At 38.0% G+C, this 12902-nt stretch carries 11 protein-coding genes and 1 riboswitch; of the genes, 7 read left to right on the plus strand and 4 right to left on the minus strand.

Annotated features, from left to right (window positions below):
* Window positions 1-218: 218 nt before the first annotated feature.
* Window positions 219-320: a YjcZ family sporulation protein gene (locus NSQ77_RS18245; protein WP_339227494.1), complete on the minus strand. Its 102-nt coding sequence runs from the start codon at window positions 318-320 to the stop codon at window positions 219-221.
* Window positions 321-491: 171 nt separating this feature from the next.
* Between NSQ77_RS18245 and dacB the strand changes: the two genes are divergently transcribed.
* Window positions 492-1853 (plus strand): D-alanyl-D-alanine carboxypeptidase/D-alanyl-D-alanine-endopeptidase, encoded by a 1362-nt coding sequence (dacB, locus tag NSQ77_RS18250; protein ID WP_339227495.1) that lies wholly within the window; start codon window positions 492-494, stop codon window positions 1851-1853.
* A 131-nt stretch (window positions 1854-1984) separates the two neighbouring features.
* On the opposite strand, the gene metC is transcribed toward dacB, so the two are convergent.
* The 3 genes from metC to NSQ77_RS18265 all read right to left on the minus strand — a co-directional run bounded on the left by metC (window position 1985) and on the right by NSQ77_RS18265 (window position 4771).
* The gene (gene metC, locus NSQ77_RS18255; protein WP_339227496.1) at window positions 1985-3169 is read right to left on the minus strand and encodes a cystathionine beta-lyase; all 1185 of its coding nucleotides are present in this window, start codon (window positions 3167-3169) and stop codon (window positions 1985-1987) included.
* A complete protein-coding gene (locus tag NSQ77_RS18260) occupies window positions 3166-4284 on the minus strand; it encodes a methionine biosynthesis PLP-dependent protein (protein WP_339227497.1) in 1119 nt (372 codons plus the stop codon). The genes metC and NSQ77_RS18260 overlap by 4 nt, the downstream gene beginning before the upstream one ends.
* Before the next feature lie 74 nt (window positions 4285-4358).
* Window positions 4359-4470: riboswitch (SAM riboswitch) on the minus strand.
* Window positions 4471-4621: 151 nt separating this feature from the next.
* Window positions 4622-4771: a hypothetical protein gene (locus NSQ77_RS18265; RefSeq protein WP_187378580.1), complete on the minus strand. Its 150-nt coding sequence runs from the start codon at window positions 4769-4771 to the stop codon at window positions 4622-4624.
* Between the two features lie 565 nt (window positions 4772-5336).
* Between NSQ77_RS18265 and NSQ77_RS18270 the strand changes: the two genes are divergently transcribed.
* The 6 genes from NSQ77_RS18270 to NSQ77_RS18295 all read left to right on the plus strand — a co-directional run bounded on the left by NSQ77_RS18270 (window position 5337) and on the right by NSQ77_RS18295 (window position 12842).
* Window positions 5337-7502 carry a DNA topoisomerase gene (locus NSQ77_RS18270; RefSeq protein ID WP_339227498.1) on the plus strand — a complete coding sequence of 722 codons (2166 nt, stop codon included), beginning with the start codon at window positions 5337-5339 and terminating at the stop codon, window positions 7500-7502.
* Window positions 7503-7665: 163 nt separating this feature from the next.
* Window positions 7666-8100 carry a hypothetical protein gene (locus NSQ77_RS18275; protein ID WP_339227499.1) on the plus strand — a complete coding sequence of 145 codons (435 nt, stop codon included), beginning with the start codon at window positions 7666-7668 and terminating at the stop codon, window positions 8098-8100.
* Window positions 8101-8323: 223 nt separating this feature from the next.
* Window positions 8324-9076 carry a hypothetical protein gene (locus tag NSQ77_RS18280; RefSeq protein WP_339227500.1) on the plus strand — a complete coding sequence of 251 codons (753 nt, stop codon included), beginning with the start codon at window positions 8324-8326 and terminating at the stop codon, window positions 9074-9076.
* A gap of 28 nt (window positions 9077-9104) precedes the next feature.
* Entirely contained in the window at window positions 9105-9809 is a 705-nt protein-coding gene (locus tag NSQ77_RS18285; protein ID WP_339227501.1) for an SDR family oxidoreductase, read from the plus strand.
* A 203-nt stretch (window positions 9810-10012) separates the two neighbouring features.
* A complete protein-coding gene (locus tag NSQ77_RS18290) occupies window positions 10013-11221 on the plus strand; it encodes an NAD(P)/FAD-dependent oxidoreductase (protein ID WP_339227502.1) in 1209 nt (402 codons plus the stop codon).
* A 751-nt stretch (window positions 11222-11972) separates the two neighbouring features.
* Window positions 11973-12842, plus strand: coding sequence for a VanW family protein (locus tag NSQ77_RS18295; RefSeq protein ID WP_339227503.1), 870 nt, complete (start codon window positions 11973-11975; stop codon window positions 12840-12842).
* The last annotated feature ends 60 nt before the right edge of the window (window positions 12843-12902 follow it).

Consider the following 12902-nt stretch of genomic DNA (forward strand, 5'->3'; position numbering starts at 1 on the left):
AGAATAATTAGAGAATCTCCGTAGTGCGATAGCACAAGGTGATCACCGGCCGCATCTGGATGCGGGATGTATATTTCCGTGGTAGTTCGTTCAAATACTTTCAATGTTAAACCACTTTTGTCCCAGCCTTTTTCCAAGGTTCCGTTATCTTATGAGAGGAGGAAAGAAAATAAGTTGAAAAAAAAGGGGAGAATACAACTGATATTACGTGACTATCTTTAGTAGAAATTACCATAAGATGTTCCAACGATAATTAATAAAATGAAAAGAACAACAATTAAAGCAAAGCTGCTATTGCCGCGGCCGCCATATTCACTCATATTTTACACCTCCCTCTTCACGTGTACACCTAGTATATGAAGAGGATGAAACTTTGGCAGGGCGCTATTACTAAAATTTTATAAATAGATAAAACAAAAAATGCAAGTGATTAATGAAAGGGATTTATGGAATACATGTAGAAATAGTATGTGTCAGAATAGGAGGAGATAATGGTGAAGATATTAAACCGTTATATGGAAGCAAATGAAAATCTCAAGGGAGCGATAATTGGTATTTGTATTCGTTCCGCTATTTCGGGTGAGATTTTATATAAATATAATCATAATCTTCGACTTCATCCAGCATCCAATATGAAACTTTTAACTGCAGCAGCAGCTTTAAATGTACTTGGTGAGGACTATACGTTTTCCACACAATTGCAATTGGATGGAAAGGTAAAGGACGATAAGCTTGAGGGCAGCCTTTTTCTAGTTGGACAAGGTGACCCTACTTTACTGTTAAAAGATTTTGAGATGTTTGCAGAAAAACTAAAGCAGCAAGGTATCCAGAAAATTACAGGAGATATTATTGGGGATGATACGTGGTATGACCATGAACGGCTTTCCCGTGATTTAGTTTGGAAAGATGAACAATATTATTATGGTTCAGAGGTTTCGGCGCTCACGGTTTCACCGAATAACGATTACAATACAGGATCCGTGTTAATCAGAGTATTACCTGCACAAATTGGGGAGAAACCATCAATTTCCATATTACCAAACACAGATTATGTAGCTATTACAAATGAAGCAATAACAGTAAAGAAAGCTTTAGAGGAAGAATTAGTTATAGAGCGTGAGCATGGTGTTAATCAAATCACAATTAAAGGGAAGATTGCGTATGATTCTGAAACGACTGAGCAATGGATGTCTGTGTGGGGAGCAAGTGAATTTACCCTAAGTCTTTTTAGTCAAGTGCTAGCTAGTCAAGGAGTAGTGTGGAATGGGGAAATAAAATTAGGACAGACCCCCAGCGATGCAGCTGTACTTTTCTCAAAGAAGTCTGTTCCGCTATCCGATATACTTATTCCTTTTATGAAATTAAGTAATAATGGAATAGCAGAGATGCTGATTAAAGAAATGGGAAGAAAATGCTGCGGGGAGGGGAGCTGGGACGCGGGAATTCCAGTTCTGAAAGAGGAGATGACGAAGTTTGGACTTGATATGACACAGCTTTCAATAAAAGATGGCTCTGGTATATCTCATAGTAACCTTATTCCGGCAAATGCAATAACACAATTATTGTATGAGGTGCAGAAAATGAACTGGTTTCCAGTTTTCTTGCATTCCCTGCCAATTGCAGGGAATGAAGACCGAATAATTGGCGGAACACTTCAAGATCGAATGCCGGCACTTTCTGTACAAGCAAAAACAGGAACTATTGAAGGGGTTAGTACATTATCAGGCTATCTTGATATACCAAGCGGCGAGAAACTGATTTTTTCCATTATGGTCAATAATCTACTTGATGAAGAGATTGGGAAGAGGATTGAAGATGAGATTGTAAAATTAATCGTGGGGAACGAGCAATAATAATGCTACTATCTTTTCGATAAACAGCCTATTTAACTTTTTTGTATAAATAAGAGCTCTGTCTATATTTTATTAAACGATTTTACATTGACAGAGCCCATTCTATTATTGAAATAATCCATTCTAGACCATTACACAGATATACTTATACCCACGTGCTTTTTAGCAGCTTGAAGGGCTTGATGAAAATCAGCAATTAGATCATTTGTATATTCCAGCCCAACTGAAAAACGTAATAATCCATCAGTAATGCCTCTTTTTTCACGTTCTTCCTGTGGCATTGCAGCGTGTGACATTGTTGTCGGATAAGACAGGATGGATTCCACTGCTCCAAGACTAACAGCAAAAACCGGAATCTGGACATGCTCTACAAATGCCTTGGCAATTTCCCGATTTGGCAACTGAAATGAAAAGACAGCACCTGCTCCTTTTGCCTGTCTTTGATGAATCGTATGTCCTGGGTGAGAGGTTAATCCGGGATAGTACACTTTTTCAATGAGTGGATGTGCATTTAAATAGTCAACCAATACTTGTGCAGATTGACTAGATTGATTTAATCGAGCTCCTAACGTTTTTATTCCCTGTAGTAATAGGTAGGAATCTTGAGCCCCAAGAATCGCTCCAAAGGAATTTTGGATAAAAGCAAGCTTTTCCCCAAGGGATTCATCACGAGTAACAGCTAATCCCGCAATCACATCACTATGCCCGGATAGAAATTTAGTTGCACTATGAAGTACGATATCAGCTCCGTGCTCTAATGGGTTTTGGTACAGGGGTGTCATAAATGTATTATCAACAAACGTAAGACAATTGTTTGCCTTCGCGATTTTTACAAGCCCAGCAAGGTCAGTAATATTCATACATGGATTGGAAGGCGTTTCAATATAAATCGCTTTGGTATTCGATTGAATAGCACGTGCTGTTTCATCCAAATCAGTCATATCGACGAAGGTATGATTAATTTGATATCGTTTCAAAACCTCTGATACAAAACGATAGGTCCCGCCGTACACGTCCCCTGTTACTAAAACATGATCACCAGCAGAGAGCAATAAAAGCGCAGAAGAAATGGCTGCCATACCAGAGGCAAATGCAAATCCACGTGTCCCATTTTCAAGTTCTGCAATTTTATCCTCCAATGCTTGACGTGTCGGATTTCCTGACCGGCTGTAATCAAATGGACCAAATGAATCAAAGCTGTTTTGGTGAAAAGTAGATGAAAGGTAAATCGGCGTATTTACTGCACCAGAGCCTGCTGCAACTCGCTGTGATCCATGAATGAATTTCGTTTCCACATGCCGCTTCACTTGATTCATTTTTCACCCTCCTCGTTGAATTTGGATAAAGCTTGCTGTAAATCTGCTTTTAAATCCTCGATATGCTCCAGACCTACAGAGAAACGGAGCAAATGATTGCTTATTCCCCGACGAATTCTTTCCGACTCTGGTATGTCCGCATGAGTTTGTGTTGTTGGATATGTAATAAAGCTCTCTACACCACCAAGACTCTCGGCAAAAACAATTAAATTTAGAGCTGATAGAAATGGATTCACCCACTGTTCCTCTTTAAGAGAGAAGGAAAGCATGCCACCCTTATTCGGATAGAACACATCCGTAACTGCTGGATGTTCTTTTAAAAATCTTGCTATGCTTTGTGCATTTCCCTCATGTCTTTCTACACGGAGCGCTAATGTTTTTAATCCTCTAATAAGTAGCCAGGAATCAACAGGGGAGAGGACTGCACCAGTAGCATTATGATTTTGGGATAACTTTTCACAGGTCTCAGCACCTTTTGCAACGACTAATCCAGCTAACACATCATTATGTCCGCCAATATACTTGGTCGCACTGTGGACAACAATGTCCGCCCCTAGCTGTAGTGGCTGTTGTAAGTATGGTGTTAAAAAGGTATTGTCAACGATGAGTAGAAGGTTGTGCTTCTGTGCCAATTTTGCATAGCTAGGAATATCAATTTCCTGCATTAAAGGATTGGTAGGTGTTTCAATAAAAAGAGCCTTCGTACGCTTATTGATTAACTGCTCTGTTTTTTCAATTGTTTCAAACGTATCATAGGTAGTCTCAATCTGGTAGGTGTCCGCATATTGTTCGAAAATCCGATAGGTTCCACCGTATAAGTCTTCTGGTGCAATGATATGATCACCTGTACGGAACAGAGATAGGACTAATTGAATAGCTGCCATTCCCGAGCTACAGGCAAACCCTGCATCACCAGATTCTAAGTCAGCAATACCTTCCTCTAAAATAGTTCGAGTAGGATTTTTCGTTCTTGTATAATCATATCCTGTTGATTGTCCAAGCCCTTTGTGCTGATAGGCCGTAGATAAATAAATGGGCGGATTAATTGCCCCTGTTTTTTCATCACTCTTATTCCCTAGCTGTACGAATTTCGTTTGTAACCTGCTATTTGTCATGTTTTAGCCTCCAATAGAAAATTAAAAAAGAGCAACCCTCCGATAAGAAGATTGCTCTTAATAGCACAGCATTCTTCTTATCTTCTAAACAACTTGAATAGTTGCTTACTGGAATTAGCACCGGACCGTTATCGGCTGGTTGCTGAGACATCAAAGGGCCAGTCCCTCCGTCTCTCTGGATAAGAATATAAATAGATTTATGTAATTTTTCAAAATTATATTAGTAATACCTTACATTAGAAAAATAAAAAAAGCAAGGGGGATTTCACTTTTTATCTTTGTACAGCAAAAAAGCTAAGTCAAGATGAAGTCAATGACTTAGCTTTTAGTATTGTTGCTACCTTTTTCGTTTGTTTTTCTTATTGTCTAAGTTGAGAAATTCACTGTTTTCACTAGCGAATTCCGTATCATTACCTTGTTTATTATGTTTATTGCGATTGTTTTGTTTTCCTTTATCCTTGTTGCGATTTTTATTTTGCTCAGACATCATCGCACCTCCTGTAAATATTCACGGTGATTTAATATCACCAATGAAGCTAGTTTAACCATTCATGAGTAATTTATAAGTATTATATAAAATACAGGTGGTGGATTATTAATACTCGTTAACCTAAAAAAGGAAGTACATCAGGACATGCCAATCGAGCTGCCATTTGCAGATGGTTTTAACTGTAGATGCGGATTATGATCAGCAGTTTATTTATGGATTGGAAGTTATTCTAATTGGCTTTGAAAATATGTAAGTATGCAAAAAATCCGACCCAGTCTATGCAAATGATTTTGATGGAGATAGAAAAGAAGTATTTTTTAACCATAATAATGCTGAGAGCATTTATATCATATAAGAGAGAAAATTAAAATTGGTTGAATTAAAATAAAAACGTAATAGAAAGTGGTCATCCAACCAATCTAAGCCATATACGGGATAGGAATCAATTAGAAAAAAAGGGCAATCTATGGCATAATGAGATATCGAACGAATGTTTCTAGTAGAGGAGTTAATAGAGAAAAACGAACGGCTTTGGCATAAAAGGAAAGGGGATGAATTCGAAATGGGAGTCCGATTAATACTTGCAGAAAAACCATCCGTCGCAAAAAATATTGCAGACGCATTGAAAATTAAAACAAAAAAAGATGGCTATTTTGAGGGAGATAACTATTTGATCACTTGGGCGTTTGGTCATCTTGTAGAGTTATACGATGCGAAGGACTATGATGGTAAAATGCGAAGCTGGAAAATGGATAATTTTCCTTTTATCCCTTCTGAATTTAAATATAAAGTGAAAAGCAATCCGCGAAATCGAGCACGAACAGATGGCGGAGCTGCAAAGCAGTTAAAGATAATCCACTCTCTAATGAGAAGAAACGATGTGGAGGCAATTATTTCAGCATGTGATTATGATCGAGAAGGGCAATTGATTGGAGATAGTATTATCTATCGTGGTGGTACGAAGCCGAAAGCCATTGTGCATCGTCTGCTTTTAAATGAATGGACACAGAATGAAGTTCTGCAAGGGTTAGAAAATCTTAAACCGAACAGCGCAATGCAGCCATTGCGAGATGCAGGAATTAGCAGACAATGGGCCGATTGGGTCATAGGTATTAATCTGACATCTGTTGCAACGTTAAAATACCAACAAGGAAAAAGCAAGGCGTTGAATATAGGCAGGGTTCTCTTGCCAACATTAAAAATAATCTATGATCGCGATCAAGAAATAGCTAATTTCAAGCCAGAGGATTATTTTAAACTGACTGCAACGTTTCAGACAGCAGATAACTATGAATATGAAGGAATCTATATAGTTAACAAAGAAGAAAAATTTAAGAAAAAAGAAGTATTGGAAGAAGTCCACAATTTGATTCAAAACAAGCAAGCAATAATTACCGATAAACAAGTGGAGAAGAAAAAAGAGTTCCCGCCGTTTTTATTTAATTTATCAAATCTGCAGGGATTTATAACGAGTAAATATAAGGGATGGACGTCCGACAAAGTGTTAAAGGTGGCTCAATCACTTTATGAGAAAAAACTGATTACATATCCGCGAACCTCCAGTATTGCCTTGGAAGAAAGTCTGGTTGCAAAAACAGCCCATGTATTAAAGGTGCATTCTGAGGAGCTCCCTTATAAAGAGGAAATAAAATTTATGAAAACAAAACGGGTCTTTAATAACGCGAAAGTGGAGAGCCATAGTGCGATCATTCCGACATATGTAAAACCGAAACGACTTTCAGCGGATGAAGGAATTGTTTATACAGCAATTAAAAACCGTTTTATAATGCAGTTTATGCCAATAGCTGAATATGAGGAAACAAAGCTAGTCACGAAAATTTTAGAAAACGACCTATCGGGTGTGTTCCATTCAAAGGGTAAGGTACAGCTCATTGATGGCTGGAAAAAGGTAGAGAAAATGCAATCAAAAGATACGATTCTTCCGTTTGTGAGCTTAAATGATTACGTTCAATTAATCAGATCTGAGGTCACTTCTCATGTAACGAAGCCGCCAAAGCATCATACTGAAAGAACGTTGCTTCGAGTAATGGAGACTTGCGGCAAAAGTTATAAAGAGGATGAAAGCGAAGAACTGATGGGCAGTATTTTAACTGGCTTTAGTATTGGTACAGCTGCAACAAGGGCAGAAACGATTAAAAAGCTGAAAGATGTAGGCTATATAACAACGGAAAATAAAAACTTGCTATGTACAGAGCTCGGCAAACGGCTTGTAGAAACTTTTCCAGTTAAAAACCTTTTTGATTTGGAATTCACTGGGCGTCTTGAAAAAGCGTTGTCTGATATACAAAAAGGAAAAGCGAGCAAGCAAGAATTCCTTCGACTTGTTTTTCATTTTACAACGGAGTCGGTTGAAACAATTAAATGTTCAGAGGATGTTATTATTAACAGGGTAACCTCCTCTCATGCAACCAATGAAGTTTTAGGAGCTTGTCCACAATGTGGGGGCAAGGTGACAGACGGCTTTAAAGCTTTTGGCTGCAGCAATTGGAAGAAAGGCTGTACGTTTGCGATTTGGAAAAATGATAAATATTTGGCTTCAATGCGTAAAAAGCCGACGAAAACAATGGTGAAAATGTTATTGAAAGAGAAGAAAGTCTTTGTTAAAGGTTTGACAAGTAAAGGCGGAAAGAAATTCAATGCCTATTTAAGCTATGAAAAAAATAGCGTCAATGACTATTTTAGCTGGAAAATGGAATTTTCGAAGTAAATTAATCGAAAATGGGATTAAGGGAAAATGTGTATTTATAAGTTTTCAAGCTTTTAAGTTGAAAATGGTGTATACTTAAGGGTAGAGGTAGCATAATTCAATAAACGGAGATCTTGAGAATTATATTTGCGATGCTAATTTTCCTCGAGACAGGATGACGAACATGAAAAAAGTTATCGTAAGTACAAAGGAGAACCTGGGTTATGGTACATTAATATGGGTGAATGCGAGCAACCGTAAAGTATATCGCAGCAGTAAAAGCATTTCTGCTGACACTTCTTTCCATAGTTATGATTCACATTTTATGGGAATGGTTGATAAGCTGTACAAAAATCAGGAAAAACATCCCCTTTTATTTAATCAGATGCTTGAAAAATCGAACCGGATTTTTGGTGTATGTCTAAACAAACGACGAAATACGGATGGTTCAAAGGACATGAAGGTTCTATTTTTCCGAGACTGGGACAGTGTTCAGGACTTTGCTGAAAATGGCTTCCCAAAACTTGTGAAAGCAGAAGTGAAGAGAAGGAAAGCAGCCAAACAAAAATGGTTGGAAAGAGGGAAGTTATTCTCCGATACGAAAAAACAATCACAATAGAAATTAGTCTATTAGTTTAGCTGTTCTTATCAGGTGTACTGCCTGATAAGAACAGCTTTTTTGTTTGGGGAAAAAAGGATTGTTTGCCATTTTAAATTCGATATGTCCAGCTATAATAATTCGTAGTTAAAAAGTTTGGAAATTAACCGAGATAAAGCTTACAATGGAAGAAAAGAGATAGATTTTGATAAATATAGGCAAATATTATAGGAGTGGAGTGAATTTGCGAAGTAAAAAACTTATCGTTATTAACGTTCTTACGTTAATTGCGTTTATTTTTGTAGTTATAATCGGAATTAACCGAATCGAAGCTACAAAGGATGAATATGGGAAAGCAGAGGAGAAAGGTGTCGAACAAACAGACGTGATTGCGGAAAAGGAAACGATAAAGCTTGTTGAGCCAGACGCAAAAGTTAGTGTCCACACAGCCGCAGTATTTATAAAAAATAATGCTGGTTCACAATCCCTTGAAAAAATTGCATTAACGATGAAAAATAAGCAGCAAATGGCTGAAGCAGCTGATACAGAAAAAATTGAAGAAGATCTGCTAGAGGAAGAGGAAGAAGAAACGTCGATAATAATAGATCGGTCAAGCCCATCAGCTTCTTATACAAATAATGGCACGACAGATCAAACAGCTGAAAAAAAATATAAAGTAGAAAAGAAAACAAATGAAGAACCGATTCAAAAGTCAGATAACGGGAAAACAGTTAATAATGCTAAGGGGAATCATGAAAATAAGAAAGAAGAGGATGATGACAAAGAAATAAAAGATGGAGCAGAACAGCCAGTCAATCCACCTGAAAAAGAGGAACAGCCGGAAAGTCCCCGGGCAGAATCCGACGATGAAAAGGAAGTAGATACTTCAAAGGAAAAAGAACCGATAGTCCCAGAAGAAGATGCAAATCAGCCAGTTAAGGAACCGGAACCAACGCCAGATTCAACAAAAGAAATTAAAGAGGTATTAAAAGAATAAAATAACCTTTTACAAGGAGGAATATTAAATGCGGAATTTAGAAGGGAAAACAGCGGTTGTAACAGGTGCGAGCAGTGGAATTGGAGTTGCCATTGCAAAGCAGTTAGCTAAGGATGGTGTAAATGTTGTTCTAGCAGCAAGGAGAAAGGACAAGCTCGAGGAAGTCGTAAAAGAGATAAACAGTTTGGGGAATGGCCAAGCATTAGCTATCCCCACAGATGTTTCACAGCAGGAAAGTGTCAACTCTATGGTAAATCAAGCAACGGAGGCTTTCGGGAATATTGATGTATATGTAAATAATGCCGGCTTGGTTGGAGACGGGATAGTAAGAAATGAAAATGTTCAAGCATGGGATCAGATGATTGATGCTAACATTAAAGGTGTGCTATATGGGATTCATGCTGTTTTGCCAGGGATGCTTGAAAGGTCTTCGGGCCATATCATTAATATTTCTTCTGTTTCTGGTCAAGAGGTAACAAAATCAACTACAGTTTATAGTGCTACTAAATTTGCTGTTCGTGCAATTTCAGTGGGATTAGAAAAAGAATTAGCAAGGACAGGAGTTCGAGTAACAAATATTTCACCGGGTATGGTTGTTACGGAAAGAAATCATGAACGCCTGCCAAATGATCGAAAGCCACTCCAGACAGAAGATATAGCAAGGGCAGTTAGCTATGCCTTAACACAACCAGATTATGTAAATGTAAATGAAATAACGGTTAGGCCGGTGTAATTAAGGATAAAAAGAGAATTTTTAAGAAAAAGTTAAGGAATATTAGCCTATTTAAAAGAAATTTGGTATTATAGCAATGTATGAGACAAGTTATGCATGGCTTTAAGCGTCGGGAAATTTATTAATGTTAAATGATTGGAAGCGCTTGTGCCGCTTGTGTTTTATGAATAATTTTAAGGAAAGTAGAAGGGTGGAAAAGATGAATGAGTAAACCAAAAATAGTTGTACTTGGAGCTGGATACGCAGGCCTCGTTGCAACAAGACGTCTATCCCAAAAACTAGCCGCAGAAGAAGCGGAGATTGTATTAATTAACAAACATAATTACCATTATGAAAGTACATGGCTTCATGAAGTTGCTGCTGGAACAATCAATCCAAACCAAGCACGCTTTATGCTGACTGATGTTGTAAACCCGAAAAAGGTTCGTTTAATTTACGATACTGTACAGGAAGTAAAGAAAGACGAAAAGCGTGTAGTATTGGAAAACAGTGAAGTATCCTATGACTACCTGATTGTAGCATTAGGATTTGTTTCAAATACATTTGGTATTCCAGGAATGGAAGAACATGCATTTGCAATTGAAGATATTGATTCAAGTCGTTTAATTGCAGAGCATATTGAATATCAATTTGCTAAATATGCAACAGAAGAAAATGCTAGCGAGGATAGCCTGACAATCCTAGTTGGCGGTGGTGGCTTCACTGGAATTGAATTCGTTGGTGAATTAGCTGAAAAAGTACCACAGCTATGCAAAAAATACGATATTGATCGCAGTAAAGCTCGCATTATCAATGTGGAGGCTGCTCCATCTATTCTTCCTGTATTTGACGAAGATCTTGTTACATATGCGAAAAAGTCGCTTGAAGATCGTGGCGTAGAATTTAGAATTGGTGCTCCAATTAAAGAATGTACAGAAGAAGGATTCATCGTTGGTGATGATAAAGAATTAATTAAAGCTGGTACTGTTGTGTGGACAGGAGGAGTTACTGGAAACCCTGTACTCGCAAAATCAGGCTTTGAAGTGTTTAAAGGTAAAGTAAACGTAGATGCTGATTTAAGAGTTCCGGGTGTTGAGGATATCTTTATTCTTGGTGACTGCTCATGGACAATGGATAAGGAATCTGGCAGACCATACCCGCCAACAGGTCAATTAGCTACACAAGAAGGGGCAGCAGCTGCTGATAATATTATTGCATTATTACGCAATGAGCCTTTAAAAGATTTCGTATTCTCTAATAAAGGTACGGTTGCATCATTAGGTCTAAGTGATGGAATAGGAAATGTTCTTGATGGTACGAAGTTAAGAGGTAAAGCAGCAGCAGCAATGAAAAAGGTTGTTGATGATCGTTCACTATTCATGGTGGGTGGAGCTAAGACAGTACTTAAAAAAGGTAAATTCCGTCTATTCTAAGCAATTTTATCAAAATAAGCACTATATCTGGGAGGTAGTTTCAATGAAAAAGCCATTATGCGGGTTATTGCTTGTATTGCTATCCATTGTCGGATATCGAATTGCGAGTGATTATTTAGAAGATAATCGAGACTTTAGATAAGCTAAAAAGACCATTCAAACATTTTTTGGATGGTCTTTTTTATATGTTTTGAAACTATACAATATATATAAACTTCAAACTAACTGCCAAGGTTTGAGTAAGCCCCGCCGTCCGGGATCGCTTCGGGCGGATGCTGGCTTCAGCCTCTCCGGAAGAAAACCACTTCCTGTGAGTCTTCAGACACGTGCTGTTCCCACAGGACAAGGAATGCTTCGTCAGCATTTACATCGCACGAAGAAAATTGGCTTTTATTTTCGAGGAGTTACCGCCCTACGCTCACCCGGACTGGTTAGAATACAGTACTGTTTCTATTTTTTAAACCATGTTATTTATAGTGAACCAATACTAGCGCAGGAAATATACGTAGACTCCTGCGGGAGGAAGGGCATCGGTGAGACTACGCAGTGCGCTAGCACAAGGAGGTTCACCAGCCCTCCTAAGGTACGCGAAGTGTATTTCCGGAGCGGGTATACGCTTAATCCATAATTGACACTGGTTCGGAGTTTCTTTCAATTATGATGATTTATGAATTTTTCATCGCGAAAATTCAATATCCCCGCAAGAATGAATTCATTTGTTTGATTCATACTAATAGTGGGAGGTGTTGTATTGCGCGTTTTCTTATTTGTTTTGCTACTGATTGGAGCTCCACTTCATGTCCAAGCCAGCCCAATTCAGATTAAGAACAAGGAGATCACCTTGAAAAAAGTTGAAATCGAACAGTATGGTTTAGATATTATTGATGCTTCTTTTATCGACGATACTAAATTGAACAAGCTTATGGACAGTTTGGAAGTGGAAGTATATCAAGAGCCCCAGAATGCCTTTTTTGGAAAGGACGGAAGAATCATTGCAGAAAATCCTGGAGCCACTTTAGACAGGAATAAATTCGAATATTTATTTAGGGAATTATATTATAGTGAGAAAGATGGAAAACTTCTTGTACCCGTATATCGAACTTATCCTAAGGTAGATACAGGTTTACTCAAAGAAATTAGCACAAAAGCACTTGGAAGTTATTCGACGTATTATAATCAGCGCAATGCCGAGCGTTCCGATAATATTGCTCTTGCGGCTGAAGCAATTAATAATACAGTCGTCTTTCCAAGAGAAACTTTCTCGTTTAATCAAGTAGTTGGAGAAAGAACAGTTGAAAGGGGCTATAAAAAGGCACCGGTGATTGTAAAAGGGGAGCTAGCAGAGGATATTGGCGGCGGAATTTGTCAAGTATCGTCAACGCTCTTTAATGCGGTTGATCTTAAAGGAATTCAAATCATGGAAAGGTATGCACATAGCCGGCGGGTTCCATATGTACCACTGGGAAGAGATGCAACTGTTAGCTGGTGGGGTCCGGATTTCGTGTTTAAAAATCTATACAATGAACCAATTTTAATACGGGCCAGTTCACGTAATGGAAAAATGATTGTCTCTATTTATTCTTCGGATACGGTGGAATATTTTAATGGAGATGCAGAATAATACATTTTACCGTTAGAGGGTATTATTAAGCAATAAATTGAAAAAAGCACAAATAACGAA

Origin of the sequence: Oceanobacillus sp. FSL K6-2867 (assembly GCF_037963145.1) — a bacterium.
Lineage (GTDB): Bacteria > Bacillota > Bacilli > Bacillales > Amphibacillaceae > Oceanobacillus.